This window comes from Massilia varians (assembly GCF_027923905.1).
Classification (GTDB): Bacteria; Pseudomonadota; Gammaproteobacteria; order Burkholderiales; family Burkholderiaceae_D; genus Telluria; species Telluria varians_B.
On record NZ_AP026966.1, the window covers coordinates 3979318 to 4006068 of the forward strand.

Genomic DNA, 26751 nt, shown 5'->3' on the forward strand with positions numbered 1-26751 from the left:
GTACGCTGATTTTTTCGGACACTCTTGTTTGGTAAAGTTCACCAACAGGAGCCTTTATGAAGACATTGAAGAAGACGTACACCCCGGAACTCAAGGAAGAAGCCGTGAAGCTGGTGCTGGCGCAGGGTTTGTCCATTGAGCAGGCAGCAGCACGAGTAAGTATCCCAAAAGGGACGCTGGCCAATTGGGTAGCAGCCGCCAAACGCGGGCCGGCCGCAACAGCAGCCCCTGGAAGCCGCTCTGTGGCCGAGCTGGAAGCGGAGAACGCGAAGCTGCGCAGGCAGCTGGTCCAGGCAGAGATGGAGCGGGACATCGTAAAAAAAGCGGCGGCGTACTTTGCGCAGGAGTCGCTGCCAAGTACGCGTGGATAAAGACAATGCGACTCGATTTCCCTGGCTATCCTGTGAAGCTGATGTGCCAGGTATTGGACGTCTCGCGCAGCGGCTACTACAACTCGCTGCAGGCCAAGCCATCGACACGCGAGCAGGAAGACGCTCGGTTGAAAATCCTGATTACGGCAGTGCATCGGCAAACCCGAGAGACCTACGGGGTGCCTCGGATAAAGCACGAGCTTGCTGCACAGGGCCATGAAGTTGGTCGCGACCGTGTGCGCCGACTTCGCCAGGAGCTCAATCTGCGCTGCAAACAACGGCGCAAATTCATCGCAACGACAAACTCGAATCACAACCTTCCCATCGCTGAGAAATTGCTGGAACAGCGGTTCGCGCCGAACAGGCCTGACGAAGTGTGGGTGACCGACATCACCTATATCTCCACTGCCGAAGGCTGGCTGTATCTTGCCGGCGTAAAGGACGTTTTTACCTGCGAGATCGTCGGCTACGCGATGGGCGAGCGCATGACGCAGGAGCTGACGACGCAGGCCTTGTGGCGCGCCGTGAGCCACAAGCGGCCGGCGCCAGGGCTGATCCATCATTCGGACCGTGGAAGCCAATACTGCGCCCATGCCTATCAGGAGCTGGTGGCGCAGTTCGGCATGCGCGCGTCGATGTCGCGCCGCGGGAACTGCTATGACAACGCGCCGATGGAGAGCTTCTGGGGCACGCTGAAGAATGAGCTTGTTCATCATCGCCGCTATGCCACCCGTGCTGAGGCAAAGGCCTCGATTCAGGAATACATCGAAATTTTCTACAACCGACAGCGGCGCCATTCCCGCATCGGCTTTGTTCCGCCAGCGTTGTTCGCCGAATCCTTCAGCGAACAGCCGCAGGCGGCTTAAGACGAGCGTGTCCGTTATTGACAGTACACCTCAGTTCGCCAAGGCGACGGTAATCGTCCCCGCTGTCTCCTGCATGAGGCATATCGATCAGGTAGTCGTCGAGCGTTGCCGCGAACTGACTACCTGTTGATCCTTGATTAATACAGGAAGGCGTAACACTGGACGTCAACCGGCCTTGCATGTAGTCCCAACTATGGCGCACCACATTGCCCGGCTTTAGTGTACAAACTGGACTCCAGCGGATGATGGTGTCGCTTTGCTCCGTACTGTCGTCTCGGTGGTAGCGCACGGTGCCGGCGACGTTTTGCCGCAACATGGATACATTATCGAACAGAACCAGCGTATGGCCCGGCATGTTCTGGCTTCCTGGCTCGCTGGCTCGTCCGGCGCGAACAAACCAGGCGATGCCACGTCGTTTCCATAATCGACGCAGGAATTCGGCATCGGACTCGTTATGCTGCATCGTGAATTCTCGAACCGGATATGTGGCGGTGATCTGAGACCAGTCCACGTCGAAGGTCTTGGCCAGTACCGGATTGTTCCGGCGCCATTCGTCGAGAATAACTCCGGTAAGATCAAGTTCGTTCTGCTGACGGAAAACGCGGGTGTTGATACGCTGTTCCATCAGCGCCAACGCATCGCGCATTACGAGTTGGTAGGTCGCCAAACCGCCATCGCTATGTCCGGCTGCCACTTGCCAGACAATGCCACAAACGGCGTGCAGCTCTCCACGATCGGTGACGAACTGGAGTTCAATCGGTAACGCGATAAATTCTTTCAAAGGAAAGTCTGCACGGGTCGCTACGCATGCGAGCCTGTATTCCAGTCCACCGCATAGCGTTTCGTTTCCTGTAACACGCTTGACCGGCTTTGTTGCACAAATCGGCCCATCAGCGGCCGAGGCGCAGCACGGGTAAACTGACGGCATGATTGCTCCCGTAAAGCTGAAGTACCGAACGACCAACTGGAAAGACTACAACGCGGCATTGAAAGCCCGCGGCTCGCTGCTGATCTGGCTGGACAAGGACATGTGCTGGCACGGCAGTGCGAGCGGCAAGCGGGGCCGCAGTCCGAAGTACAGCGAGGCGGCGGTCCAGTTCTGCCTGACCGTTAAGGGCCTGTTCAATCTGCCCTTGCGCCAGGCCATGGGTATGACGCAGAGTCTGCTCGGGTTGGCCGGACTGGACTGGCAAGTGCCCGACTTCAGCACGGTCAGCCGGCGCCAGAAGCGTCTTTCGGTGACGATCGGAGCGCAGCCGACGACGACGGGATTGCACCTGCTGGTCGACAGTACAGGCATCAAGATGCTGGGCGAAGGCGAGTGGAAGACGAAGAAACATGGTGCCGACTACCGTCGCCAATGGCGCAAGATCCACCTTGGCATTGACGCGGCCACGCTGGAAATCCGGGCGATCGAGGTGACCGACAATGCCACCGGCGATGCCCCAATGCTGCCGTGCTTGCTCGACCAGATACCCACCGAGGAGGTTGTCGCGAGCGTCAGTGGCGACGGCGCCTACGACACGAAAGGCTGCCACGAAGCGATTGCACAACGCGGAGCGCAGGCACTCATTCCGACACGCAAGAACGCCAAGCCATGGAAGGACCAGCGTCCCGGTGCCAAAGCGCGCAATGCCATCCTGGCGGCCACCCGCCGGCTTGGCCGGAAGATCTGGAAAAAGTGGAGCGGGTATCACCGGCGCAGCCTTGTCGAGACCAAAATGCGTTGCTTCAAGCTGCTTGGTGAACGCGTCATGGCGCGCGACTTCGACCGTCAGGTCGCCGAGTTGCAGGTCCGTGCCGCCATCCTCAATCGCTTCACGCGCTTGGGCACGCCCACGACCGTAGCGGTGACCATGCCGTAAATCCGTCTGGGGTTTGGGGTACTACGCGCTCAATTGATTTATGCAACAAAGCCCGCTTGACCAGCAAGACGTCGTCAAGCACATTTTGTCCCTGCGCAAACCTGACACGGATTGGACGATTCTCTTCTGTCATGCCGGCGCACGCGCCCGCCAATTCCTTCAGATTCATGCGAGTTGCATCCCAGGTTGCGTTACTGAGAGATTTGTTGCAACGAGTAGTATTGCAACTATGAACCCTCAGCAATTGCTCTGGGTTAAAGTCGGACGCGAGGCAAGCTAATCAGGACAATGAGCGCAGGCAGCTGGATACCTTATGCGGACGCTGCAGTCCGAGTCATGGCAGAGCAGGCTGACGTATTAATGAAAACAACCAAGGCCGCACGTAGTCAGATGCTATTCGGAGATGCTGTCCGATGGCAAACAGGGAACTACGCCTCCTCGCCCTGCACCCGCTCGAACGGACCGATGCAGGTATTCATGCTCTCATCCGCGCACATCAGGAACAGCGCCCCGGAAGGATGGAAGCGGATGTAGTTGGTGGCCGTGGTGCCTGGTTTCATGATGGCGCCGGCGCAGTCCTTCTTGCCGTTGTCCTTCACGACACGGTCGTCCAGCCGGTAGAAACCCTTGGCGCTGGGCTTGGCGGGAATGCGGTATTCACTCTCGGAGACCTCTTCGGCGCTGGTGACGAGGGTGGTGCCGTCACCCCGGAAGCGGTAGGTTTCCGAGCAACCGAGGTCGGGCAGGCTCAGCTTCCAGATGCCCAGGATCGGATGGTCGGCCGGCGGCGCGGCCTGCGCCGCCGACGGCACGGCACTCAAGGCGATCGAGAACAAGGCCCCAGTCAACACCGCGGCAGGCATACGCATGGCAGGCTCCTTCGCACGTTGCGACAACCGGGCGGACGCCGCGGCAGGCCCGCGCATGCGGACGGTGCCATTATTGCAAAGGCGGCGCACGCGCGGCGCACGCGCCGCCTTCGCCGTCAGCCGTTTTCCGACGGGGTCTTCGGCTTGGCCGGATGGCGTCCGCGCGGGGCGCTCTTGCGGGCCGGGGCCTTGTGGGCAGGACGGGTGCTCTTCTTGCGAGCCGGCTTGGCGTCAGCGTCGGCATCGCTTGGTGCCGCCTCGCCGCTGCCCGGTTCCGAAACGTTTTCCGGCGCGGCTTCCGGGGCAACTGCGGGCGCAACTGCGGGCGCATCGGCGGCGCTGTCGGGCGCCACGGCCGGGTCGGGCAGATCGGCGGCCGCTGGCGCCGCCGCCTTCTTGGCGGCCGGCTTGCGTGGTGCGCGGCGGCGTTCCTTGACCGGGGCCGGCGCCGGTTCCGCGGCGGCTTCCTCGGCCGCGTTGTCGGCGGCCGGTTCGGCCACCGGTTCGGCTGCGGGCGCCGCCTCTGCCGGCGCCGCTTCCGGCGCCGCTTCTTCGGTGACGGCCGGGCCTGGCAGCAGTTCCGCAGCCAGGGCGGCGTCCACCGCATTCAGCTCGGGCGCTGCGGGCGCCGCCTCGCGGCCCCTGCCGCCGCGCCCGCCGCGGCCGCGGCGGCCGCGTTCCGGCTTGGCCTCGGCCTGCGGCGCTTCTTCGCCGCCCTGGACGGCGGCGGCTTCCTCGCCGGCCGGGGTGTCCGGCGCCACGACCAGCTCGGGCGCCGGCATCGCCACCGGCGCCGAGGCGCTGCGGAACACGTAGGTGCCGGATTTCTCGTCGCGGCCGAAATCGAACAGGCCGCGCGCCTGGGCTTCTTCCAGCAGGTTGCCGAAGGTACGGAAACCGTAGAAGGTCTCGGAGAAATCCGGACGGCGGCGCTTCAGGGTGTCCTTCAGCAGCGAGGCCCAGATCTTGCCGGTGTCGCCGCGTTCCAGCACCAACGCATCGAAGGTCTCGACCACCATCTCGAGCGCCTGCGCCTTGCGCGCTTCCAGCTCCTCGCGGCGCTTGTCGTCGCTCGGGCGGCGTGTGGACGGCTGGCCGCGGCGCGCGTCAAGCTCTTCCTTGCGCTTGGCGGCGGCCCGGCGCACTTCGCGCACCAGGTCGTCGTAGAAGATGAATTCGTCGCAGTTCGCCACCAGGAGATCCGAGGTGGACTGCTTGACGCCCACGCCGATCACGCGCTTGGCGTTCTCGCGCAGCTTCGATACCAGCGGCGAGAAATCCGAGTCGCCCGAGATGATGACGAAGGTATCGACGTGCGACTTGGTGTAGCACAGGTCGAGCGCATCGACCACCAGCCGGATGTCGGCCGAATTCTTGCCCGACTGGCGCACGTGCGGGATTTCGATCAGTTCGAAGTTCGCTTCGTGCATCGGCGCCTTGAAGGTCTTGTAACGGTCCCAGTCGCAATAGGCTTTCTTGACGACGATGCTGCCCTTGAGCAGCAGGCGTTCCAGCACCGGCTTGATGTCGAATTTCTCGTAGTTGGCGTCACGCACGCCGAGCGCGACGTTTTCGAAGTCGCAGAACACCGCCATGCTGATGTTGTCGGAGGTAGCCATGAATTATTGCTTTCGATTAATAGAAGGACAAACTGACCGCGATTATACGCATCCCGCTTCTTCCTGGCGGCGCGCGTTGCATCAGTAAATGTGTCATGGCAAGCACTTCGCTTTTATAATTGTGTTTCCTTCATGCTCTGACCCTGTATTGACCCATGCTTTCGTCATCCGTCTTCGAGTCAGCGTTTAACAGTTCGCCGATCGGCAAGTACCTCCTGTCCCCGACGCCGGAGGCCGTGATCCTTGCCGTGAACGATGCCTTCCTGAAGGCGTCGTCGCGCCGGCGCGAGGAGCTGGTGGGCACCAGCCTGTTCGTGGCCTTCCCTTCCAATCCGGACGACCCCGGCAGCAGCACCAACGAGGCCGAGCTGCGCACCTCGTTCGCCAAGGTGCTGGCGACCGGCGAGCCGGATATGCTTCCGGTACAGCGCTACCCGATCCCGGTGCAGACCCCCGACGGTACGATCGGCTTCGAAGAACGGTTCTGGAACGCCTACAGCGCCCCGGTGTTCGGCGAGAACGGCGCCATCGCATGCATCTCGCATACGACCAAGGACGTCACCGAGCAGATCCATTCCGAGCGGGCGCTGCGCGAGAGCGAGAACCGGTTCCGGGCGCTGACCACTGCCGGCCAGGTGGTGTACCGGATGAATGCCGACTGGACCGAATTGCGCGAACTCGACGGGCGCGGCTTTCTGAAGGACACCGAGCGGCCGCGCTCGTTCTGGCTGGAGGATTACATTCCGGACGACGAACAGGAACGGGTGCACGCCGCCGTGCTCGAAGCGATCCGGACCGGCTCCGTGTATGAGCTCGAACACCGGGTGCGCCGCGTCGACGGCAGCGACGGCTGGGCATTGTCGCGCGCCGTGCCGATCCTCGATGCGAAGGGGCAGGTGGTCGAATGGATCGGCGCCGCCAGCGACATCACCGAGCGCAAGACGGCCGAGGAAAGGCTGCGCGAGTCGGATCGCCGCAAGGACGAGTTCCTGGCCATGCTGGCGCACGAACTGCGCAATCCGATCGCGCCGATCAGCGCCGCGGCCGCCCTTCTGCAACGCATGAAGCCGGACGAGGCGCTGGTGCGGCGAACCAGCGAGATCATCGCGCGCCAGGTCGGCCACATGACCGGGCTGATCGACGACCTGCTCGACGTCTCGCGCGTCACCCGTGGTCTGGTGGAGCTGGAACGCGTACCAGTCGACCTGCGCACCGTGCTGCAGGACGCGGTGGAACAGGTCATGCCGCAGATCGAGGCGCGCCGCCACGCGCTGGCGCTGGCCCCGCCATCCGGGCCGGTTGTGGTCATGGGCGACAAGAAGCGGCTGGTGCAGGTGGTGGCCAACCTGCTCAACAACGCCGCCAAATACACCCCGGAAGGCGGACATCTGGCCCTGCACGCCCATGCCGCAAACGCGCAAGCCTGCATCGAGGTCAGCGACAACGGCATCGGCATGGCGCCCGAATTGACCGGGAGGGTGTTCGAACTGTTCGCGCAGGCCGAGCGCAGCGTCGACCGCTCGCTGGGCGGACTCGGCCTGGGGCTGGCGCTGGTCAAGAGCCTGGTCGAGCTGCACGGCGGCTCGGTCGCCTGCGCCAGCCCGGGGCTGGGGCTGGGCAGCAGCTTCTCGGTGTGCCTGCCCTGCCTGCCCGCGCAGATGGCGCCGTGCGGCGACACCTGCGCGGCCGCCACGGCCGCCAGTGCCGGCACCGCCTCCTCGCTGCGGGTCCTGGTCGTGGACGACAACGTCGACGCGGCCGTGACCCTGTCCATGGTGCTGGAAGCGGCCGGCCACCAGACCCTGGTGGAACACGGCGCGCTGGCCGCCCTCGAACGCGCACGGGCAAGCGCGCCGCAGGTCTGCCTGCTCGACATCGGACTGCCGGAGATGGACGGCAAGGAGCTCGCGCGCCGCCTGCGCGCCGACCCGGTCACGACGGATGCCCTGCTGGTCGCCGTCACCGGGTATGGCCAGGACAGCGACCGCCGCCAGATCATGGCCGCCGGTTTCGACCACCACCTGGTCAAGCCGGTGGACATGGAGCGGCTCGCGGCGATCCTGGCCACGGCCTGAACCGGTCTTTCCTAGCGCAGCGCCTGCGCCGGCCCATGGCGCAGTGTCGCCGCCAGCGCGCGCGCCTGCTGTTGCCGGCGCACGGCCGTGCCCACAGGGTACGCCCGTGCGCCCTGACCCTGGATGCCGGGCGTGCCGAGGTCGAGGATCGTGATCTGCTCGAACAGCTGGGTGAGCTTGCCGGTCGAGTCCCTGACGCGCACGACGATGCTGTAGTCGCCGTTGGACGTGTAGGTATGGCTGGCGCGCACCTCGCCCTTGCCCCGGTATTCGCGCAGGCCCGCCGCCTGGGGACCGCTGCCGTCGCCCCAGTCGACCGTCGCGCTATGGGTGTCGCCCAGGTTGCGGTCGCGGAAGGACAGCGTGATCTCGAGCGGCTGGTTCAGGCGCGGCGCGGCGTGCCGGATCGGCCCCAGCACCGGCGCATCGGTGCCGCCGCCGTTGGCGCGCAGGAGCACCACCCCGGCGTTGGAACTGGCCACGATGTCGCCGTTGTTCGCGACGGCCAGCGCCGCGTTCAGCACCAGGCCCGTGGGCGGGTCGAGCAGGCGCGTATTCAGGTCGACCGCGCCGCCGCGGGTCCAGCGGTAGGCGATATTGTCGCCCGCGGCGCGCTGCGCCAGGCCGACCACCACGCCGCGCTCATTGGCGGCATTGGCTTCCGAGGCCTGGAACCCGCGCGGGTGCAGGTCGACCAGTCCGCGCGCGCGCGAAAACAGGAAGGCGCGCGGTGCGGGGTCGGCGTTGCCGCTGACCCTGCGCCCGACCACCTCGCCGATGCCGTTCAGGGCGTGCGTGATGGTGCGGGCGCCGATACGCACTGCGCCCTTGTCCGGGCTCCACAGGAAGCCGCTGAGGTTCGGGCTCAGCGTGTCGAGCATGCCGGCGATCTCGCCGCGGTTGTTGTTGACCGAGGCGAATGCGAAGCGCTTGCCGAAAGGACCGAGATCCATCGTCCGGCCAGCCGCATCCCATGCCAGCACGTTCGGCACCCCGCCCGCCCTGTCTCCGGAGCCGACGGTGACGTTGTCGTCGTTGATGTGGCTGGCATAGGTCGGGCCGATGCCGGCCGGCGCGGGCAACTGGATCAGGCGGTTCGCCGCGCTCCAGCGCACGGCGCGGTCGCTGCCGTCCTCGGCCGAGAGGACGGATCGCCCGACGATCTCGGAGCGCTTGTTGATGCCCGTGACAAAAGTCGCGCCGTCGCTGCTCGGGCTCGGCAAGGGAAGCAGGCCGCGCGACGCGGACCAGCGGAACGGCCGGAACGGCGTGCCTTCAGGCTTTCCAGGCTCGACAATGCTTGCCGAGAAGGCGACTTCGCCCCGGTCGTTCAAATCGCCAAGAAAGGCGGTGTGGTTGCCCGGCGGTGAGATGTCGGTCACGCGCGTACCGTCGAAATAGCCGACGTGCAGCAGGCCATCGGGTCCGAAGTATTCGAAGGCGGCCTGGCCGCGCGCATTGATGCCGGCGACAAAACCAAAGGTCCCGCCCGCCAGATTGACGATGCCATAGACGTCCTTGCCCGGGCTCCCGGCCCTGTGCTCTTCCTGCCCTCCTGGCGCAGCAAGGACATTGCCGGCCGCCACTGCGCTCGCCAGCACCGCCATGCCTGCTACTATCAAGAAATGTCGCATGTCTGTCTCCGGTAGTGTTCTCATGCGCCCGCATGAGCAGGACGAATGTAGAACGCCCACCGGGCAGGCAGGACGAACTACCGCAAACGCGTTCGACGGCGCGCCGCGCAGCGACGCTCAGCCCGACAGCCGGGCCAGGGTGGCATCGTCCGGCTCGCCATCGAAGTACCTGTCGATGCAGGCCTGGAACACCGCCTCGTCCGGCGCGACGTCGGCGAACAGGGTCATCGACGAGCGGAACTTGAGGTCGTCGGGGTGGCCGAACAGCGCTTCGGCGGACAGGTCGTCACGGGCGGCCACGATGCCCGCGCACTCGCGCAGGCGTGCGCCCAGCACCGGATGGGCCAGGTAGGCAGCCGCTTCATCGCTGGAGGCGATCGCGTAGCTCTGCGCCATCTCGCTGCGGCCGAGCCCGGCAAGCTGGGGGAAGATGAACCACATCCAGTGGCTGTGCTTGTGGCCGGTGCGCAGTTCGGCGAGCACCGTGGCGTACACCGGGTCCTGGGCCTGGACGAAGCGTTCCAGGTCGAATTCATTGTTCATCGTACTCACCTCCGACGCCGACCATGCTATGACTTTGAGATTGTTTGCTAAAGTGCGTTCCCTAGGACGCGCCAATGGACACCCATCATCTCTCTCTACTGCTCGTGCGTGACATGCCGTACGGGAAATATAAAGGCAGCAAGATTGCCGACTTGCCGGGCCACTACCTGGGCTGGTTCGCGCGCGAAGGCTTTCCGCGTGGCGAACTGGGCCAGTTGCTGGCCCTGATGTACGAGCTCGACCATAATAATCTGCGCAGCCTGCTCGACCCGCTTCGTAGCCGCTAAGCAACATCGAATGGCACCTCTCCAGTGCTTGTCAGCTATACTTAGAACCTATCCCAGCAGGGAATGAGTCGTTGCTGGCGCGCCTGACAAGCGGGTGCTGCGTTGCTCGTCGTTGCATGGCCAGAGCCATGCGGCCTCCTCGCGCCTTGCCCGCGCTTGCCATGCATCGCCAGCAACTTCCTCCTCCCTACTGGGATAGGTTCTTAGCGGCGGCACCGCCTTACCGGAATTCGATGGAAAACGAACAAGCTTCCCCTCCCCTCGTGCTGGTCGTCGAGGACGACGAGCACATCGCCCAGGTCCTGCGCTTCATGCTCGAGCGCCAGGCTTACCGCGTCGTCCACCTGGCCGACGGCCGCGCGGCGAGCGAACATATCCGCAACGCGCCAGAGCAGCCCGACCTGGTGCTGCTCGACGTCATGCTGCCCTACGTCGACGGCTTCGAGCTGGTGCGGCTGGCGCGCGAACGCAGCGACTGGGCCGGCGTGCCGATCCTGATGCTTACCGCCAAGAATACCGAACGCGACACCGTGCGCGCGCTCGACGCCGGCGCCAACGATTTCGTCATCAAGCCCTTCCAGCCGAACGAACTGCTGGCACGGGTCCGGCGTTTCCTGAAGACGGGGCCATGACGCCGAGCGCCCTGCCCGCAGGCACCGGCAGTTTCGTCACCGTCGCGGTCTGGACCGGGACGGTCGCTCTCATCCTGACCCTGCTGCTGGCCCTGCAGATCGTGCTGCTGCGCATGAACCTGCGGCGGCGCGAGCGCCGCGCGGCCCGCGCCGTGGCGCGCTGGCGTCCGCTGCTGAACCAGGCCATCGTGGGCGAGGAACCGGCGCTGCCGTCCTTGCGTCCGAGCGAACGCCTGCCCTTCCTGCACCTGTGGGCGCACCTGCAGGGTTCGCTGCGCGGCGAAGCCAACGAAGCGCTCAACGGCGTGGCGCGCCGGCTCGGCGTGGACGCGCTGGCGCGCGACATGCTGGCGCGCGGCGCGCGCGACGAACGCCTGCTGGCCACCCTGGTGCTGGGCCACCTGCGCGACCGCGCCGCCTGGCCCCAGCTGCTGCCGCTGGCCAGCGCCGCCGACAGCGTACTGTCGCTGAGCGCGCTGTGGGCGCTGGTGCGGGTCGATCCGGACGCCGCGGCCGAGTACCTGACGCCGCTGTTCATCGAGCGCGAGGACTGGGCGCTGTCGCACGTGGCCGGCATCCTGCAGCAGGCCAGCGGCCCGGTGGCACAAGTGCTGGCGCGCATCCTGCCAGGCTTGCCCGAAGAGCGGCTGCCGCGCGCCTTGCGGATCGCCGAATCCCTGCGGGTCATGCTGCCGGCCGGGGTGCTGGCCGGCGCCCTGCACAGCCCATCCAGTGCGGTGGTGATCGCCGCGCTGCGCGGGGTGCGTGAGCCCGCCGCCCTGAACGAGGTGCGCACGCTGCTCGGCCACGAAGACTGGCAGGTGCGGGTGCAGGCCGCGCGGGCCCTGGGCCGGGTCGGCGACCGCGGCGACGCCGCCCGCCTGACCAGCCTGCTGGGCGACCCGCAATGGTGGGTGCGCTACCGCGCGGCCCAGGCGCTGCGCGAACTGCCGCGGCTGGCGCAGGCCGATCTGGAGGCGGTCCGCGCCTCGCTCACCGACCGCTTCGCGCTCGACATGCTGGACCAGGTGCTGGCCGAGGAGCAGGCATGACCGATTTCATTACCTGGTTCGTGTTCTGCTATTTCATCGCGCTCAACGGCGGCTACCTGCTGCTCAACGCGATCGCGCTGCGCGCCCTGCGCGTCAAGGGCCAGGAACTGTTCATCGCCGACCTGCCACGCGCCTATTCGGGCCTGGAGCCGCCGGTGAGCATCCTGGTGCCGGCGTATAACGAGGAAGCCACCATCGCCGCCTCGGTACGCTCGATGCTGCAGCTGAGTTACGCGGAATTCGAGATCATCATCGTCAACAACGGCTCCAAGGACGGCACGCTGGACGTGCTGGAGCGCGAGTTCGCCCTGCTGCCCTTCCCCGAGGCCTACCGCCGCCAGATCCCGACCGCCGAGGTGCGCGGCATCTACCGCTCGACGCGCTACCCGAACGTGCGCGTGATCGACAAGCTCAACGGCGGCAAGGCGGATTCCCTGAATGCCGCGATCAACGTCTCGCGCTATCCGCTGGTGTGCGGGGTCGACGCCGATTCGATCCTGCAGCGCGACAGCCTGGCCAAGGTCACCGAGCCCTTCCTGCGCGACCCGACCGTGGTGGCGGCCGGCGGCACGGTGCGGGTGGCCAACGGCTGCACGGTCAGCGGGGGCTTCCTCACCAGCGTCGGGCTGCCGAAAAACATCTGGGCCCTGTTCCAGGTGGTGGAATACCTGCGCGCCTTCCTCTTCGGGCGGCTGGGCTGGTCGTCGATGAACGGCATGCTGATCATCTCCGGCGCCTTCGGCGTGTTCCGCAAGGACGCCGTGGTGCTGGCCGGCGGCTACCGCCGCGATACTATCGGCGAGGACATGGAACTGGTGGTGCGCATGCACCGCCTGCTGCGCGAGCAGCGCCAGCCCTACCGCATCGAATTCGTGCCCGACCCGGTGTGCTGGACCGAGGCGCCCGAGGACTACCGCACCCTGAAGAACCAGCGCATCCGCTGGCAGCGCGGGCTGGCCGAAAGCCTGAACGCCAACTGGGGCCTGCCGTTCTCGCGCAACGGCGGCGCGCCGGGCTGGGTGGCCTTCCCGTTCATGGTGCTGTTCGAGTGGCTGGGGCCGCTGGTGGAGATCGGCGGCTATGTATTCATGATCTGGGCCTACTTCAGCGGCATGATTTCCTGGGAAGCCTTCGGCGCCTTCCTGTTCGTCGCCATCGGCCTGGGCATCCTGCTGTCGGCCTCCGGCCTGCTGCTGGAAGAGATGTCCTTCCACATCTACCCGCGCGGCAGGCAGCTCCTGATGCTGGGACTGGTGGTGATCCTGGAGAACTTCGGCTACCGCCAGCTCAATTCCCTCTGGCGCCTGACCGGCCTGTGGCGCTGGGCGATGCAGAAGGAGTCGACCTGGGGAACGATGAAACGCAAAGGGTCTTGGCAACAAGACGGCCAGACCCCGGCCGGCAAATGAGCGCGGCAAGCCGGCCGTCCTCGCTACACTGAACGCCATGTCACGGCTTGCCTTCATTTTTCTCTTGTCGATGAGCGCTCCCGCCCACGCCGCTTTCCTGCACCTGTGCCCCGGTGGGGCGGCGCCTGGCGGCAGCCCTTCCGCCAAGGCCCTCGGGCCGGACGGCAGGGAGCTGCGCTTCGTCGTCACCGGCGCGGCGGCGCTGCCCGGCTGCCGCTCGCTCGAACTCGGCGCGGCCAGCGTGGAAGCCCTGCACGTCCTGGGCACGGACAGCACGCCGACCGCCACCATCCTGCTGCAGGGCCAGGCCAGGGACGGCGGCTTCGCCGTCAGTGAACAGACCCTGGTGCCGGACGGCGCCGGCCGGCAGCCGGCAAAGCCCGCACCGATGCCGCTGCGGACCAACCTGCTGGCCGCGATGCAGGTGCGCAGCTACGGCGTCGAGGAACGGGTGCGGGCGCGCCTCGACGGGGGCCGCCTGCGTGTCGACTGCCGCGCCGGCACGCGCCCGGCCGGCGTCCTGCTCACGGGGCCGTGGTTCCTCCCGCGCCTGCGCGGGCAGCTGGTGGCCAGGCATTCCGGCAAGGGACAATTCGCCTGGCAGGCCGCGGACGCGGCCGGCGCGGCGCGCGAGTCGGCCCTCGACATGGGCCAGCTCCCCGCACGCGGCGCAGCCGGCGACACCCGGCTGGGCCTGCCCGCCGCCCTCGACCGGGCCGGCTGGCGCCACTTCGTGCTGGCCTGCCCGGCCGGCGGCGGCGAGCTGCTGCTCGATGCGCTCACGCTGGAGCCGGAAGCCGCCGGCGCGGCGCCGCGCTCGACCTGGATCTGGGACCGCGGCGCCTGGCTCGAACGCGGCGACGCGCTGCTCGACTGGGCCGCGCGCGAACGCATGGGCGAGCTGTTCGTGGTGGTGCCGCTGGAAGAAGGCCGCGTCCGCGACCCGGACGCGCTGGCCGCCTTCGTGCGCCGCGCCGGACAACGCGGCATCGGCATCAGCGCGGTGGAGGGCGACCCGCACATGGTGCTACCGGGCGAGCGCGCCGCCACCGCCGCACGCGCCCGCGCCTACGCCGCCTACAACGCCGCGGCCGAACCGGTGGCGCGTTTGAAGGGCATCCAGTTCGACATCGAACCCTATCTGCTGCCCGAGCACGTGCTGCCGGCCGCGCGCCTCGATGCCGAGTACGTGGCCACCCTGGCGGCGCTGCGCGAAGCGGCGGGCGCCATGCCGCTCGAATTCGTCGTGCCCTTCTGGTGGGGCGAGCGCCAGGCGGTGCTGGACGGCCTGGCGCGCCATGCCGACGCGGTCTCGGTGATGGACTACCGCACCGATCCCGACCAGATCCTCGGCTTCGCCATCCCCTTCCTGGACTGGGGCGCGGCCACCGGCAAGCGCGTGCGCATCGCGCTGGAAGCGGGCCCGCTGCCGCTCGAGACCCAGCGCCGCTACCGCCGCGCGCAGATGGGCGCCGCGGGCGACATGCTGCTGTTCACGCTCGATGGCCAGCAGGTAGCGGTGCTGCTGCGCCAGCCGCTCGCGCATCCGAACGCCCTGTCCTACAAGCTGGTGGACAGCCGCCCGATCGACGGTTCGGCCACCAGCTTCCACCAGAACAAGGACGCGCTGCGCGCCCTGCTGCCCCGCCTGGAAGCCGATTTCGGCGCCTGGCCGGGCTTTGCCGGGATCGCGCTGCACGAATGGCGATGAGCGCGACCGATGTCGATCCCGGCCTGGTCGCCGCGCTGCACGGCGCGCAACACGTCATGGTGCTGACGGGCGCCGGGGTGTCCGCGGAAAGCGGCATTCCCACCTTCCGCGACGCCTTGACCGGTCTGTGGCAGCATTTCGACGCGGCCTCGCTTGCCACGCTCGATGCCTTCCGGCGCGATCCCGCCTTGGTCTGGGGCTGGTACGAATGGCGGCGCATGAAGGCGCTGTCGGCCCAGCCGAACGCGGGGCACGTCGCGATCGCGCAGCTCGCCGGCCGCGTCGAACGCCTGTCCCTGTTCACGCAGAACGTCGACGACCTGCACGAGCGTGCCGGCAGCCATGAAGTGCAGCACCTGCACGGCAGCCTCCATCATCCGCGCTGTGCCGACTGTAGCCACCCGTTTGTCTTGCCGGCGGCCGCGCCCGTGGAGCCGGAAGGCGGCCGGCGCCTGGCGCCGCCACGCTGCCCGGCCTGCGGCGGCCCGGTCAGGCCCGGCGTGGTGTGGTTCAACGAAGCGCTTCCCGAGGCCGTCCTCGCGCGCGCATTCGACGCATGCGGCAGCTGCGATCTCCTGATCGTCGTCGGCACCTCGGGCACGATCTATCCGGTGGCCCAGCTTCCCGAGGTGGCGCGCCGGGCCGGCAGCCAGGTCGTCCAGGTCAACCCGGCCGCCAGCGGGCTGGATCGCGTGTGCACCTGGAACCTGCGGGGGAGCGCCGCCCAGGTGTTGCCGGCCCTGATCAGCCATGCCTGGCGGCCGGCGTGAGTTTCGGTGAATTTTCCGGCGTGTTTTACCAGTAGAGTCAAGACTTTGCCTCTACCGGAAAGCCCAAGCACGATGCGCCTGCTTCCCCTTGCCCTGCTTGCCGTCGCCGTCGACGGATGCGCCGCTCCGGCGCAACCGGTCGAGCCGGCGCCAGCCGTCTCCACGGTCGTGACGACGGCGGCCCGCAACACCGCCGAGCTTTCCTACCGCTTCTTCCTCGGGGTGCAATACGAGCTGCACCAGCACATGCCGCCCGAGCCGCACCTGGTGGACCTGTGGTACCGCCTTGCCTATTCGGGAAAGACGGAAGCCGAGCGCGACGCGTTCGTCCCGCCGGGCCACGCGATCACCGTGCACGGCAAGTCGGTGAGGGCCACGGTACCGATGCGGCGCGGCGCCTATTTTTCGCTGCCGGCGATCCAGGACGCCTACGACCAGGAAGCCGCGCTCGTGATCAGCGACGTCGACAGGCCCTGGCTCGGCGTGTGGTGGACGCTGCGTGTGCCGACCAGCCAGCGCATGGCCTACCGCGACATCCGCCGTGCACGGGCGCAGATCGCCGCGGTACAGGGAAAAATCTCGGCGCACTCCCACGAATACCTGAGGAACGTCAAGCGCCAGCCCTACGACGGCATCAAGGCCTGCTTCCACGACGACGGCGGCGCGATCCTGGTCGACGGCAAGGCCGTCGCCGACGCCACCGAAGGCCGCTGCAAGGTGCTGTTCAGCGCCCCGGAGCGCATCGCGGACGACAGCAGCATCGCCTTCGCGGGCTCGCTCGACGTGGTCAGCTTCATCGACCGCGATTTCTACCGCTAGGATCGCGAGGCAAGCTTGCGTACCCCGCCGATCCATCCCCGCGTGGCCACCCGCGCCACGGCGGTGCAGCTCATGCGCGCCCGCCTGCTGCGCGAGGGCTTTCCGCGGGTCCAGATGTTCATCCTGGTGTCGCTCACCGGGCTGGCCGGTTTCGGCGCCTCGGTGGCGATGCTCGCCGCCGGGGTCGACACCATGGCGCTGCGCTACGCGCTGGCGATGGGCGTGGCCTACCTCGCCTTCCTGCTGCTCCTGTGGCTGTGGCTGCGTACGAGTGCGGCGGACTACCTCGACTTCCTGCCCTCTGATGGGCCGGGCGGCCAGGCGAGTGCGAACGATGCTGCGGCCGGCTTCAGCGGTGGCGGCGGCAGCTTCGACGGCGGCGGCGCCAGCGGCAACGTCGACTTCGGCACCCAGGACAGCGTCAGCGACGCCATCGCCGACGCGCCGCTCGATGTCGGGGCCGAGGCCGACGAAACCGTGATGCCCCTGGTCGTGATCCTGCTCGCCGTGGGCATCGCGCTGTCTTCCCTGTTCGTGATCTGGTCGGCGCCGATCCTGTTCGCCGAGATCCTGGTCGATGCCTTGCTGGCCGCGGGCCTGTACCGGCGCCTGCGGGTGCTGGAGCCGCAGCACTGGATGCTGGCGGCCTTGAAACGCACCATCCTCCCCTTCGTGCTGACCACCCTGACGGTGGTCGCCGCGGGATGGGGCATGCAGGCCTATGCGCCCGAGGCGCGCTCGCTGGGCGAGGTCCTGGCCAGCCGCTAGGCGGGCGCTGCCGGCAGTTCCACCACGAAGCGCGTGCCGCGTCCGGGCGCCGTGGTGAAGCCGATGGTGCCGCCGTGCTCCTCGATGATCGCCTTGCTGATCGCCAGTCCCAGGCCGGTGCCGCCGCGGGTGCGCGAGTCGGCGCCGTCGGCCTGGGCGAAGCGCTGGAACACGCGCTGCTGGAATTCCGGCGCGATGCCGGGGCCTTCATCCAGCACCAGCAGGCGGACCTTGCCGGGCGTGCGGGCCAGGCCCAGCGTGACGGTCTTGCCCGCCGGCGTGAACTTGATGGCGTTCGACAGCAGATTGGTCAGCACCTGCTCCATGCGGTCCGCGTCGATGCTGGCCGCGATCCGGGCCGCGCCCGCATCCCAGTCGCCCAGCAGGCGCACCCCCGCCTTGCGGGCATGCCCCTCCATGGCCGCCAGCGCGCGCTCGGCCACCGGCAGCAGCGGCTGCGCCAGCGTCTCGAAATGCATCTGGCCGGCCTCGATCTTCTGGATGTCGAGCAGGTCGTTCACCATGCGCACCAGGCGCTCGCTGCTCTGGCTGGCGATGGTGATCAGGCGCAGGGCGTCCGGCGGCAGTTCGCCCGCCATGCCGTCGGCCAGCATCGCCAGCGAAGCCTGGATCGAGGTCAGCGGCGTGCGCAGCTCATGCGAGACGGTCGAGATGAACTCGTTCTTCATCTGCTCGACCCGCTTGCGCTCCGAGATATCGTGCAGGAACACGCTGAAGAAGGCGTCCTCGCCCTGGCCGGCCAGGGCCGCCGTCATCTCGATCGGGAATTCACGGCCGTGGCGGTCGATCACCTTGCGCTCCAGGCGCTGGTCGAGCATGGCCAGGTGGCCGGTCTGGCGGAAGGCATGCAAGGCCTGGCCCAGGCTGGCGCGGTAGCGCTCCGGCAGCACCAGCTCGGCCAGCGGCCAGCCGACGGCCTCGTTGCGGCGCCAGCCGAACATGCGCTCGGCCGCGCCGTTCCAGTCGAGGATGATACCGCGGCGGTCGACCGCGATGTAGGCATCCTGCGCCGCTTCCACGATCGCATTGATGCGCTGCTCGTTGGCCTGCACCGAGGCCAGCGCCCGCTCCAGTTCGCCGGTGCGTTCCTCGACCCGCTGCTCGAGCGTGGCGTTCAGGTCGCGCAGTTCGGCCTGCTTGCGCACCAGGTCGTCCACCAGCCCGTTCAGGGTGGTCGACAGCGCCTGCACCTCGAAATAGTCGTTCGCGTTCGGCGGCAGCCGGACCGCTTCGCCGCGTCCCAGGCGTTCGGCCGACTCGGCCAGCGCCCCGAGGGGACGGGTGATGCGGCGCGCCACCAGCAGGCCGGCCACGGAAAACAGCACCGCCAGCGCCGCGCCGCTCCACAGCGCCTGCTCGCGCAGGCGGCGCACCGGCGCATAGGCATCCTCCACGTCCTGGCGCACTAGCACGGTCCAGCCCAGGCCCGGGTACAGGTCGCGGCCGACGGTGGCGCCGTAGCCGACCAGGTAGGACAGGCCGTCCGGCCACTCTTCGACCAGATAACCGGCGCGCTTCTGCTGCGCCAGGCGCAGGCTCCGGGTAGCGATCTTCTTGCCCTGCAGGCCGGGCGGGCCGAACAGGACCTCGCCCTGCCGGCTGACGATCAGGGCCTGGACCCGGCCGCGCGCCTGGACCGAGGCGACGATCGAGCGCTCGACGTCGCGCGCCCATTGCCAGGACAGGTGCACGCCCAGCACGCCGGCGGTCTTGCCGGACAGGTCGGTGTAGGGGAAGGCCACGTCGACAAAGCGGCGCGGCTCGCCGTTCTCGCCCGGCAGCAGCTTGGCGAGCTTGACCGCCTCGTGCACGTCGCCCACGTTGACGCCTGCGAGGGCGTTGCGGAACCAGGGGCGCTGCGACACGTCGACACCCTCGAGCAGGCCGCGCGCCTCGACGATCACCCGGCCGTCCAAGCCGGTCAGGCCGATCCAGTCGTAGTAGCCGTAGGTCTCGCGCATGTCTGACAGCACCTGGCGCCGCTCGGCCGGCGCGATGCCGGCATCGCGCAGCGCGCGGCGCCGCGTCATCAGGCTGACCTCGCGGTAGCGCTCGGCCATGCCACGGTCGAGCTTGTCCGCGGTCTGGCGCGCCATCTCGCCCAGGTTGTTGCCGATGCTGTCCTTGACCTGTTCGGTCGACGAGCGCTCGATGACCCCGACCAGCAACAGGGTCAGGATCACCGTCAGCAGCGAAAACGCCAGCGCCAGCCAGGCGCCAAGGCCGCGCCTGCGGCGCCGTGTGGGGGGAGTTGCGGGTGTGTCCATGCTGGGCTGGGCTCGAAACAATTGCGCCAGCGTAACACACGTCAGCCCGACATACTATGGGCGAGACCGTGGGCGTCGCACGGGAGAAACGGATTTCCTGTAAACTAGACGGCTAGTGATTTGCACGATGTTGCAACGACAAGAAACACCACGAGAACGCCCATGTCCACCCCATCCCCCGCCGCCGATCAGTTGCTCGATTACGTCACCTCCTGCGCCCTGCCGACGCCCTGGGCGCAGTTCACGCTGCACGCCTTCATCGAGCACTCGACGGGCAAGGAGCACCTGGCGATGGTACTGGGCGACATTGGCGACGGCGAACCGGTGCTGGCGCGCGTGCATTCCGAATGCCTGACCGGCGACGTGCTGTTCTCGCAGCGTTGCGACTGCGGCGCCCAGCTCGAGGGCGCGCTGCGGCGCATTGCCGAGGAAGGGCGCGGCGTCCTGCTGTACCTGCGCCAGGAAGGCCGCGGCATCGGCCTGGTCAACAAGATCCGCGCCTACCGCCTGCAGGAAGCCGGCGCCGACACCGTCGAGGCCAACCTGCAGCTGGGCTTCCATGCCGACGCCCGCAACTACGAGTTGTGCAAGCCGATGCTGGAACAGTTCGGCGTGCGTTCGCTGCGCCTGATGACCAACAACCCGCGCAAGATCGACGCCATGACCCGCCTCGGGATCGCGGTGGCCGAGCGCGTGCCGCTGCTGGTCAACCGCAATGCCTTCAACGACAGCTACCTGAACACCAAGCAGGCCAAGCTGGGCCACATGATGGGTCCGGCCGAGCCGCTTGCCGCCGCGCTGGCCGAGCCTGGCACGAACTGAGCTTCCGGCTTCGCGTGATCGGGCCAGCGGAGCGGATCGCGCTAGCGCGCGCACAGATCCCGCGTCCGATGGCAAGATAATGCTTCCTTGTTGCCAATGATCGGATTGCATGAAACGGACTGCCGCCGCCCTCCTGCTTCTTTGCCTCACGGCGGGCGCAGCCACGGCTCCGCCTGAACAGGCCAACCGCCCGCCTCCAGCCCACGCCGCCACGGCGCCGGCGCCGCCCCCGCACCTGACGCCCAGCGCGCCGCCGGGGACCACCCCGCCGGCGCCGGCGCCGGGCGAGGTCGATGCCCAGGACGCCCTGCCGCCGCCCTCCTCCGCCGCCCAGGACCTGTACTCGTCGGCGCGCGGCGACCTGCTGCAGATCCGCATGCTGCTCAAGAACGGCCGCACCCAGTCCACCGTCGGCTCGGGCTTCCTGGTCGGCACTGGCAACCTGGTCGTCACCAACTACCACGTGGTATCGCAAATGGCGCTCGACCCCGACGTCTACACCGCCGAATACGTCGACACCGACGGCAACAGCGGCCCGGTCGAGCTGCTGGCCGTCGACGTGCTGCACGACCTGGCGGTCCTGCGCGTCGACCGCGAAGGCAGCGGTTTCTTCAAGGTGCCCGAACGCCCGGTGCGCCTGACCCAGGGGCAGCGCCTGTACTCGCTCGGCAATCCCCTCGACCTGGGCTTTGCGATCTCGGAAGGCGCCTACAACGGCATCGTCACGCGCAGCTTCTACGACCAGCTCATGTTCGGCGGGCCGATCAATTCCGGCATGAGCGGCGGGCCCAGCGTGACCGGCAGCGGCACCGTGGCCGGCGTCAACGTGTCCAAGCGGCGCGACGGCGAGTCGGTCAGCTTCCTGGTTCCCGTCAAGTATGTGCAGGAGTTGCTGCGCAAGGTGGAGCGCCAGCCGGCGCCGCCGAAGGATTTCAATCCCCTGATCGCGGCCCAGCTCCTGGCGCACCAGCGCGCCATGGTCGACCGCCTGCTGGAAGAGCCGCTCGCCATCAAGAGCATGGGCCCCTACCTGGTGCCGGTGCGCGAATCCGGCCAGCTGCGCTGCTGGGGACGCTCGAACGTGAAGGCCGAGACCGCGTACACCTCGGACTCGATGAGCTGCGCGATGGAGTCGGCGATCTACGTGTCCGCGACCCAGCAGACCGGCCACGTGTCGATGACCCACCAGTACATCCGTTCCGACAACCTGGCCCGGCTGCCTTTCGCGGCGCTCAGCAGCCGCCTGTTCGGCGCCGCCAATCTGGGCAATGCCGGCGACCGGCGCCTGACCAAGCCGGTGTGCACCGAACGCTTCGTGCACACCCGCACCCTGCCGCTGCGCGCGGTGACCTGTGTGCGCGCCTACCGCAAGTTCGAGGGCCTGTACAACTTCACGCTGCTCACGGCCAGCACCAACGCGGCCGAGTCGAGCCTGCAGAGCCGGCTGGACATATCGGGCGTGTCGTATGAAAACGGCGTGCGCGTGACCCGCGCCTTCCTCGGCTCCTTCGGACGCAACATCCGGCGCCCGCCCGCCGCACCAGGCGCGCCCGGAGGCCGGCCATGAACGGTCCCTGGACCGTCGAGATCCTGGCGCGCAACGGCGAGGTGCTGCACCGGCACCGTGCGGCAAGCCTGCCGATCCGCGTCGGCCGCGCCTACGACAACGACTTCATCCTCGACGACGAATACGCGGCCGCGCACCACGCCGTGATCGAACAGGGTCCGGATGGCGCGCTCTCGATGCGCGACCTCGGCACCCGCAACGGCTTGAACATCGGGCGCAAGCGGGTGCAGGAACTGTCCCTCACGGGCGACACCGTGGTGCGCATGGGCCACACCTCGCTGCGCGTGCGCGCGGCCGATTTCCCGGTGCCGGCCGAGCTGCGCGACCGCACCATGCACGGCTGGGAAGGGCTGGTGCCCGGCGTCGTCGGCGTGCTGCTGGCCGGTCTGGTCGCCCTGTTCGTGACCTGGCTGTTCGACGCCGAACCCTTCGAACTGCTCAACTATGTGCTGGCGCCCGGCGCCGGCATCGGCGCGGCGCTGCTGTGGAGCGGCCTGTGGGCCTTCATGAACCGCCTATTCGGGCGCTATACCCGGCTGGGACGGCACCTGTTCATCTTCGGCTGCGGGATGGCGGCCCTGGTGGGCTTCCGCCTGCTGGCGGCGGTGGCCGCCTATGCCTGGTCGCTCGAATGGCTCACCCGCTACGGTTCCCACGTCGCGGTGGCGACCGGCGCGGGCATCATCTACTTCCACCTGGCGACCATCAAGCCGTCCCTGCGCCGGCGCCTGCGCGCGATCTGCGCCGTTGGCGCGGTGCTGGCGTCCGCTCTGGTGCTGATCGCGAACCAGCAGCGCCACGGGCGCGTGGCGGACGAACTGTACATGTCGGTGCAGCTGCCGCCGGCGCTGCGCGCCAGCCCCGACGCGACGGTGGCCGAGTACATGGCCGACGTCGAGGCGATGCGCAAGCAGCTGGAGGAAGAGCGCGGGCTTGTCCCGGCTGCCGGCGGGAACTGAGCAAGGCTTTGCAGCTTTGACAAGCAGCGGCGAATGCTGGATGATCGGGCCATCTCCAGCCCGGCCAGCCCATGAAACCGACCCGCAGCGCCATCACCGCCATCATCGCCTGGTTCCTGTTCTGGGCGCTGATGGTGCTGGTCGCCATCGAGGACTACCGGCGCGACGGCGGCACGGCCTATTGGCAGCCGGTGCTCTGGGAGACTTCCTCCGCGCTGGCGGCGACCTTCCTGCTGCTGCTCGCGCGCCGCATCACTCGCCGCAACGACCACCTCATCGCCACGCCCTGGCGCTGGTTCGCGCTACAGGCGCGCATGCTGCCGCTGTACTGGCTTGCCTTCGTGCCGCTGGCATTCGGCATGCGTCATGCCGTGTATGCGCTGGCCGGCGCCAGCTACGAGCACGAAGCCTGGCCCCAGATATTCGTCTACGAATCCCTCAAGCTCACCGTGTTCGCGGGTTTGTTCACCGTGATCGCGTTCGGCCTGCTGTCCTACCGCGAGCTGCTCGGCGCGCGCCTGCGGGCCGAGCAGGCCAACGCGCTGCTGCGCGAGGCCCAGCTGCAGTCGCTGGCGCGCCAGATGCAGCCGCATTTCCTGTTCAACGCGCTCAATACGATCTCCTCGCTGATGCACACCGACGTGGCCCGCGCCGACGCCACGCTGGTGCAACTGGCGGACCTGCTGCGCGCCGCCTTGGCGCTGGGCGAACGGCCGCAGGCCACGCTTGCGGAAGAATTGCGCCTGGCGCGCGCCTACGCCGGCGTGATGGAAGAACGCTTCGATGGACGCGCCCGGGTCGAGTGGCGCATCGACGAGGCGCTGCTGGGCATTGCACTGCCGGCGATGAGCGTGCAGCCGCTGCTGGAGAACGTGTTCAAGCACACGGTCGAACGGCGGCGCAACCCGACTTGCATGACGGTCAGCGCGACGCGCGACGGCGAGCATTTCATGCTGCGCGTCGAGGACGACGGCGGCATCCTCGACAAGGATGCCGGGGACAGTGGGCAGGGCATCGGCCTGGCCAACCTGCGTGCGCGTCTGGCCGGGCTGTACGGGGACGGCGCCAGCCTGAGCCTGAGCCAGCTGCTGCCTTGCGGCGTACGCACGGAACTGAGGCTGCCATGCGCATCCTGATCGTCGACGACGAGCGCCCGGCGCGCGAGCGCCTGCGCCGCATGCTGGCGCTGGAGGCAGGGATCGAGACCATCGACGAGGCTGCCGACGGCATCGAGGCGCTGCGGCAGGTGGCGCAGCTGCGGCCCGATGCCCTGCTGCTCGACGTCGAGATGCGGAGCTGTCGGGCATCGACCTGGCGGCCTTGCTGCCCGCCCCCAGGCCATTGATCGTGTTCGTCACGGCCTACGACGAGTACGCGCTGCGCGCTTTTGATGCGAATGCCATCGATTACCTGCTCAAGCCCTTCGACCAGGCGCGCCTGCGGCGGGCGCTCGAGCGCCTGCGCGCGCGCCATGCGGCGTAGGCCCTGGCTGCGGCAGCATCCGGTCTGCCGCCGCGCCAGCTCCTGGTGTCGGAGCGCGGCGCCACGCGGGTGGTGCAGGTGGCGGACATCGAATGGCTGGAGACCGCCGACAACTACGTGGTCCTGCACACCGCCGGCGACGCGCCGCTGCTGCGCCAGACCCTGTCGGGCCTGCTGGCGCAACTGGGCAGCGGGTTCGTGCGTTGCCATCGGCGCGCGGCGGTGCGTCCCGGCGCCGTCCAGCGCATTGTCCCGCTCGACAAGGGCAACTGCGAACTGGTGCTGCGCAGCGGCGCGCTCGTGCCCTGCAGCCGCCAGTACCGGGCGGCGCTGATCGAAGCGCTCCAGGCCTGCTAGCCTGAGAGCGCGCTCTTGTTCCTTCTGTCCGATCCGCCCCATCCCGGACCCGCCTCGCCACAAAACGCTCGCCGCCGGCATGCCGAAACGTCATGCTCGCGCCATCACTTCAACAAGAGCGAGCCATGAACCGTCATCTTCCTCCATCCGCCACCCGCCTGTACTTCCTCGACTGGGTGCGCATCCTCGCCTTCTTCCTGCTGATCGTCTACCACGTCGGCATGTACTACGTGAGCTGGGACTGGCACGTGAAGAGTCCTTTTGCCGGGACCGGCCCCGAGCCCTTCATGAAGCTATCCTCCCCATGGCGCCTGAGCCTGCTGTTCTTCGTGGCCGGCGCCGGTGCCAGCCTCATGCTGCGCAAGCTCGGCGCCGCGTCGTTCGTACGCCGGCGCAGCCTGCGCCTGCTGGTGCCGCTGGTATTCGGCATGCTGGTAATCGTGCCGCCGCAGCCCTATCTCGAAGTGGTCGAGAAGCTCGGCTATGCGGACGGCTACCGGGCCTTCATGGGACTGTACCTGCAGGCCTATGACGGCTTCTGCCGCGAGGACTGCCTGATCCTGCCGACCTGGAACCACCTGTGGTTCGTCGCCTACCTGTGGATCTACACCGTGCTGCTCGGCGGCCTCGTTGCCGTGCTCGGAGAGCGCTTCGACCGCATCGCCGCGCATGCCGGCGCCTTGCTCCACGGCTGGAAGCTGATCGCACTGCCGGCTGCGCTGCTGGCCCTGGCACGCATCAACCTGGTCGAGCACTTCCCGACCAACCACGCCGTGGTCGGCGACTGGTACAACCACGCGATGTCCTTCCTGTGCTTCCTGCTCGGCGCGCTGGTGGCACGCGTCCCGGGGTTCTGGACACGGCCTGCGCTGCTGCGCTGGCACGCGCTCGGCATCGCCGCCACCGGCTGGGCGCTGCTGCTGATGTGGGATGCGGTGACGTATGAGGTGGTGCCGCGGCAGGTGGTGGCGGTGCTCCGTCCGCTCATGTACGCCGTGTACGCCGTGCTGGCCTGGAGCGCGATCATGGCCGCCTGCGGTTTCGCCGCGCGTCACCTCGACCGTGACGGCCCTGCGCGGCGCTACCTGAACGAGGCGGTGTTCCCGGTCTACATCCTGCACCAGACCCTGATCGTCGTGCTGGCGCATGCGATGCAGCCGCTGCGGATCGCCCCGGGCCTGGAAGCCATCCTGTTGATCGTGCTGACCCTGACCCTCAGCTTCGGCGCATTCGAACTGATCAGGCGAGTGAGCTTGTTGCGGCCGCTGTTCGGGCTCGCGCCCCGCACCCTCGGAACCGCGCCGGCGGCGGAACCGGCGCCGGCGCAGCCCGCGCATGCGCAGGCCGCCGCCGGCTAGCATCGGCGCCCGTGGCGCTCAGTGGGTAGGGGCGCCCTCGGGGCGGCTGCCCTGGCTGCTGCGGCCCTGCTGCCCGCCTTGCCCCATGCCCGGCTGTGCGCGCTGCGTCTCGCCGTTGGTCCGCGCATACGGATCGGCGACATTGCGCATCGCCTCCTGCTGGTTGCGGATGCTGCGCTCGGTTTCCTCGGCGGTGGTGCGCACCACCTCGTCGACCAGGGCGCGCGCGGTGCGCGAGGTATTCTGCACGTGCTGCTCGGTCACGCGCGCCAGCTCGACCTGGGAATCGGCGGCCAGGCGTGCGACGTGCTGCTGGTAGGCGCGCAGCTTCTCGGTGGCGGGCTGGGCCCGGGCCGAGGCCGCGCTGAACAGCGCGCTCTGGCGCTCGGTGCTGAGCACCTGCTGGCTGGCCAGGGCACCCTCCTCGACCAGGGTCTGGACCAGCTGGATGTTCAGCTCGCACATCTGCTGGAAAGCGTGGAACATCGATTTGGACATATCGTTGAGAAAGGCGGCCTGCGCCTCCATGTGGGAGCGTACGGCCGGGGTTTGCGGAAAGAACACCATGCGTTGACCTCCGTATGTGCTTGCAAAGAAAGGCACGCCACGGTCGGCGAAGCGGACCGTG

At 67.9% G+C, this 26751-nt stretch carries 26 protein-coding genes; 19 read left to right on the forward strand and 7 right to left on the reverse strand.

The features are described from left to right. The first annotated feature begins 56 nt into the window (after positions 1–56). Positions 57–1237, forward strand: a protein-coding gene (locus tag MasN3_RS17895) for an IS3 family transposase (RefSeq protein WP_281908999.1) whose coding sequence is annotated in 2 segments (ribosomal slippage) — positions 57–324 and positions 324–1237 — 1182 coding nt in all. Because the reading frame shifts where the segments join, the coding sequence is not laid out codon by codon here. Here the strand turns inward: MasN3_RS17895 and MasN3_RS17900 are convergent. Beyond that, positions 1212–2165, reverse strand: a complete 954-nt coding sequence (locus tag MasN3_RS17900; RefSeq protein WP_281909001.1) for a type VI secretion system Vgr family protein — start codon at positions 2163–2165, stop codon at positions 1212–1214. The two genes, MasN3_RS17895 and MasN3_RS17900, sit on opposite strands and share 26 nt — an antisense overlap. Here MasN3_RS17900 and MasN3_RS17905 point away from each other — a divergent pair. Continuing rightward, a complete protein-coding gene (locus tag MasN3_RS17905) occupies positions 2164–3102 on the forward strand; it encodes an IS5-like element ISEcl7 family transposase (protein ID WP_045911956.1) in 939 nt (312 codons plus the stop codon). The genes MasN3_RS17900 and MasN3_RS17905 overlap by 2 nt on opposite strands. 428 nt (positions 3103–3530) lie before the next feature. On the opposite strand, the gene MasN3_RS17910 is transcribed toward MasN3_RS17905, so the two are convergent. Next, positions 3531–3971, reverse strand: coding sequence for a hypothetical protein (locus MasN3_RS17910; RefSeq protein WP_281909004.1), 441 nt, complete (start codon positions 3969–3971; stop codon positions 3531–3533). A 116-nt stretch (positions 3972–4087) separates the two neighbouring features. After that, positions 4088–5590 (reverse strand): NYN domain-containing protein, encoded by a 1503-nt coding sequence (locus MasN3_RS17915; protein WP_281909005.1) that lies wholly within the window; start codon positions 5588–5590, stop codon positions 4088–4090. 155 nt (positions 5591–5745) lie between these two features. Between MasN3_RS17915 and MasN3_RS17920 the strand changes: the two genes are divergently transcribed. Further along, positions 5746–7665 carry a PAS domain-containing hybrid sensor histidine kinase/response regulator gene (locus MasN3_RS17920; RefSeq protein WP_281909006.1) on the forward strand — a complete coding sequence of 640 codons (1920 nt, stop codon included), beginning with the start codon at positions 5746–5748 and terminating at the stop codon, positions 7663–7665. Between the two features lie 11 nt (positions 7666–7676). Here the strand turns inward: MasN3_RS17920 and MasN3_RS17925 are convergent, their stop codons facing one another. Further along, positions 7677–9299, reverse strand: a complete 1623-nt coding sequence (locus tag MasN3_RS17925; RefSeq protein ID WP_281909008.1) for a PKD domain-containing protein — start codon at positions 9297–9299, stop codon at positions 7677–7679. 117 nt (positions 9300–9416) lie between these two features. Further along, positions 9417–9842: a DUF1810 domain-containing protein gene (locus MasN3_RS17930; protein ID WP_281909010.1), complete on the reverse strand. Its 426-nt coding sequence runs from the start codon at positions 9840–9842 to the stop codon at positions 9417–9419. A 74-nt stretch (positions 9843–9916) separates the two neighbouring features. Between MasN3_RS17930 and MasN3_RS17935 the strand changes: the two genes are divergently transcribed. The 8 genes from MasN3_RS17935 (at position 9917) to MasN3_RS17970 (ending at position 17290) form a co-directional block, all read left to right on the forward strand. After that, positions 9917–10129 carry a DUF3820 family protein gene (locus MasN3_RS17935; RefSeq protein ID WP_281909012.1) on the forward strand — a complete coding sequence of 71 codons (213 nt, stop codon included), beginning with the start codon at positions 9917–9919 and terminating at the stop codon, positions 10127–10129. A gap of 233 nt (positions 10130–10362) precedes the next feature. Continuing rightward, a complete protein-coding gene (locus MasN3_RS17940) occupies positions 10363–10761 on the forward strand; it encodes a response regulator transcription factor (RefSeq protein ID WP_281909013.1) in 399 nt (132 codons plus the stop codon). Further along, positions 10758–11813 (forward strand): HEAT repeat domain-containing protein, encoded by a 1056-nt coding sequence (locus MasN3_RS17945; protein ID WP_281909014.1) that lies wholly within the window; start codon positions 10758–10760, stop codon positions 11811–11813. Before MasN3_RS17940 ends, MasN3_RS17945 begins: the two co-directional genes overlap by 4 nt. After that, entirely contained in the window at positions 11810–13222 is a 1413-nt protein-coding gene (locus tag MasN3_RS17950) for a glycosyltransferase family 2 protein (RefSeq protein WP_281909016.1), read from the forward strand. The genes MasN3_RS17945 and MasN3_RS17950 overlap by 4 nt, the downstream gene beginning before the upstream one ends. Before the next feature lie 37 nt (positions 13223–13259). Further along, positions 13260–14933, forward strand: a complete 1674-nt coding sequence (locus MasN3_RS17955; RefSeq protein ID WP_281909017.1) for a hypothetical protein — start codon at positions 13260–13262, stop codon at positions 14931–14933. Beyond that, positions 14930–15703 (forward strand): SIR2 family NAD-dependent protein deacylase, encoded by a 774-nt coding sequence (locus MasN3_RS17960; protein ID WP_281909018.1) that lies wholly within the window; start codon positions 14930–14932, stop codon positions 15701–15703. The genes MasN3_RS17955 and MasN3_RS17960 overlap by 4 nt, the downstream gene beginning before the upstream one ends. Before the next feature lie 72 nt (positions 15704–15775). Then, positions 15776–16522 carry a hypothetical protein gene (locus tag MasN3_RS17965; protein ID WP_281909020.1) on the forward strand — a complete coding sequence of 249 codons (747 nt, stop codon included), beginning with the start codon at positions 15776–15778 and terminating at the stop codon, positions 16520–16522. Between the two features lie 15 nt (positions 16523–16537). Beyond that, on the forward strand, positions 16538–17290 hold the full coding sequence (locus tag MasN3_RS17970; RefSeq protein ID WP_281909021.1) for a hypothetical protein: 753 nt from the start codon (positions 16538–16540) through the stop codon (positions 17288–17290). Here MasN3_RS17970 and MasN3_RS17975 read toward each other — a convergent pair. Further along, positions 17287–19578, reverse strand: coding sequence for a sensor histidine kinase (locus MasN3_RS17975; RefSeq protein WP_281909023.1), 2292 nt, complete (start codon positions 19576–19578; stop codon positions 17287–17289). The genes MasN3_RS17970 and MasN3_RS17975 overlap by 4 nt on opposite strands. 162 nt (positions 19579–19740) lie before the next feature. Here MasN3_RS17975 and ribA point away from each other — a divergent pair, with 162 nt between their 5' ends. The 8 genes from ribA (at position 19741) to MasN3_RS18015 (ending at position 26123) form a co-directional block, all read left to right on the forward strand. Further along, on the forward strand, positions 19741–20400 hold the full coding sequence (gene ribA / locus MasN3_RS17980) for a GTP cyclohydrolase II (RefSeq protein ID WP_281909024.1): 660 nt from the start codon (positions 19741–19743) through the stop codon (positions 20398–20400). Between the two features lie 109 nt (positions 20401–20509). Beyond that, positions 20510–21967 carry a S1 family peptidase gene (locus MasN3_RS17985; protein ID WP_281909026.1) on the forward strand — a complete coding sequence of 486 codons (1458 nt, stop codon included), beginning with the start codon at positions 20510–20512 and terminating at the stop codon, positions 21965–21967. After that, positions 21964–22926: an FHA domain-containing protein gene (locus MasN3_RS17990; protein WP_281909027.1), complete on the forward strand. Its 963-nt coding sequence runs from the start codon at positions 21964–21966 to the stop codon at positions 22924–22926. The genes MasN3_RS17985 and MasN3_RS17990 overlap by 4 nt, the downstream gene beginning before the upstream one ends. Positions 22927–22997: 71 nt before the next feature. Then, the gene (locus tag MasN3_RS17995; RefSeq protein WP_281909029.1) at positions 22998–24062 is read left to right on the forward strand and encodes a sensor histidine kinase; all 1065 of its coding nucleotides are present in this window, start codon (positions 22998–23000) and stop codon (positions 24060–24062) included. After that, a complete protein-coding gene (locus tag MasN3_RS18000) occupies positions 24050–24271 on the forward strand; it encodes a LytR/AlgR family response regulator transcription factor (protein WP_281909030.1) in 222 nt (73 codons plus the stop codon). The genes MasN3_RS17995 and MasN3_RS18000 overlap by 13 nt, the downstream gene beginning before the upstream one ends. A gap of 2 nt (positions 24272–24273) precedes the next feature. Beyond that, the gene (locus MasN3_RS18005; protein ID WP_281909031.1) at positions 24274–24408 is read left to right on the forward strand and encodes a hypothetical protein; all 135 of its coding nucleotides are present in this window, start codon (positions 24274–24276) and stop codon (positions 24406–24408) included. Between the two features lie 45 nt (positions 24409–24453). Next, on the forward strand, positions 24454–24765 hold the full coding sequence (locus MasN3_RS18010; protein ID WP_281909032.1) for a LytTR family DNA-binding domain-containing protein: 312 nt from the start codon (positions 24454–24456) through the stop codon (positions 24763–24765). 125 nt (positions 24766–24890) lie between these two features. Continuing rightward, positions 24891–26123 carry an acyltransferase family protein gene (locus MasN3_RS18015; protein ID WP_281909033.1) on the forward strand — a complete coding sequence of 411 codons (1233 nt, stop codon included), beginning with the start codon at positions 24891–24893 and terminating at the stop codon, positions 26121–26123. 18 nt (positions 26124–26141) lie between these two features. On the opposite strand, the gene MasN3_RS18020 is transcribed toward MasN3_RS18015, so the two are convergent. After that, positions 26142–26690: a phasin family protein gene (locus MasN3_RS18020; RefSeq protein ID WP_281909035.1), complete on the reverse strand. Its 549-nt coding sequence runs from the start codon at positions 26688–26690 to the stop codon at positions 26142–26144. Between the last annotated feature and the right edge of the window lie 61 nt (positions 26691–26751).

Excerpts from the sequence above, each read along its gene's own strand:
- MasN3_RS17905 (WP_045911956.1), top strand. The coding sequence starts at position 2,164 with ATGATTGCTCCCGTAAAGCTGAAGTACCGAACGACCAACTGGAAAGAC.
- MasN3_RS17900 (WP_281909001.1), bottom strand. The coding sequence starts at position 2,165 with ATGCCGTCAGTTTACCCGTGCTGCGCCTCGGCCGCTGATGGGCCGATT.
- MasN3_RS17910 (WP_281909004.1), bottom strand. The coding sequence starts at position 3,971 with ATGCGTATGCCTGCCGCGGTGTTGACTGGGGCCTTGTTCTCGATCGCC.
- MasN3_RS17915 (WP_281909005.1), bottom strand. The coding sequence starts at position 5,590 with ATGGCTACCTCCGACAACATCAGCATGGCGGTGTTCTGCGACTTCGAA.
- MasN3_RS17920 (WP_281909006.1), top strand. The coding sequence starts at position 5,746 with ATGCTTTCGTCATCCGTCTTCGAGTCAGCGTTTAACAGTTCGCCGATC.
- MasN3_RS17925 (WP_281909008.1), bottom strand. The coding sequence starts at position 9,299 with ATGCGACATTTCTTGATAGTAGCAGGCATGGCGGTGCTGGCGAGCGCA.
- MasN3_RS17930 (WP_281909010.1), bottom strand. The coding sequence starts at position 9,842 with ATGAACAATGAATTCGACCTGGAACGCTTCGTCCAGGCCCAGGACCCG.
- MasN3_RS17935 (WP_281909012.1), top strand. The coding sequence starts at position 9,917 with ATGGACACCCATCATCTCTCTCTACTGCTCGTGCGTGACATGCCGTAC.
- MasN3_RS17940 (WP_281909013.1), top strand. The coding sequence starts at position 10,363 with ATGGAAAACGAACAAGCTTCCCCTCCCCTCGTGCTGGTCGTCGAGGAC.
- MasN3_RS17945 (WP_281909014.1), top strand. The coding sequence starts at position 10,758 with ATGACGCCGAGCGCCCTGCCCGCAGGCACCGGCAGTTTCGTCACCGTC.
- MasN3_RS17950 (WP_281909016.1), top strand. The coding sequence starts at position 11,810 with ATGACCGATTTCATTACCTGGTTCGTGTTCTGCTATTTCATCGCGCTC.
- MasN3_RS17955 (WP_281909017.1), top strand. The coding sequence starts at position 13,260 with ATGTCACGGCTTGCCTTCATTTTTCTCTTGTCGATGAGCGCTCCCGCC.
- MasN3_RS17960 (WP_281909018.1), top strand. The coding sequence starts at position 14,930 with ATGAGCGCGACCGATGTCGATCCCGGCCTGGTCGCCGCGCTGCACGGC.
- MasN3_RS17965 (WP_281909020.1), top strand. The coding sequence starts at position 15,776 with ATGCGCCTGCTTCCCCTTGCCCTGCTTGCCGTCGCCGTCGACGGATGC.
- MasN3_RS17975 (WP_281909023.1), bottom strand. The coding sequence starts at position 19,578 with ATGGACACACCCGCAACTCCCCCCACACGGCGCCGCAGGCGCGGCCTT.
- ribA (WP_281909024.1), top strand. The coding sequence starts at position 19,741 with ATGTCCACCCCATCCCCCGCCGCCGATCAGTTGCTCGATTACGTCACC.
- MasN3_RS17985 (WP_281909026.1), top strand. The coding sequence starts at position 20,510 with ATGAAACGGACTGCCGCCGCCCTCCTGCTTCTTTGCCTCACGGCGGGC.
- MasN3_RS17990 (WP_281909027.1), top strand. The coding sequence starts at position 21,964 with ATGAACGGTCCCTGGACCGTCGAGATCCTGGCGCGCAACGGCGAGGTG.
- MasN3_RS17995 (WP_281909029.1), top strand. The coding sequence starts at position 22,998 with ATGAAACCGACCCGCAGCGCCATCACCGCCATCATCGCCTGGTTCCTG.
- MasN3_RS18000 (WP_281909030.1), top strand. The coding sequence starts at position 24,050 with ATGCGCATCCTGATCGTCGACGACGAGCGCCCGGCGCGCGAGCGCCTG.
- MasN3_RS18015 (WP_281909033.1), top strand. The coding sequence starts at position 24,891 with ATGAACCGTCATCTTCCTCCATCCGCCACCCGCCTGTACTTCCTCGAC.
- MasN3_RS18020 (WP_281909035.1), bottom strand. The coding sequence starts at position 26,690 with ATGGTGTTCTTTCCGCAAACCCCGGCCGTACGCTCCCACATGGAGGCG.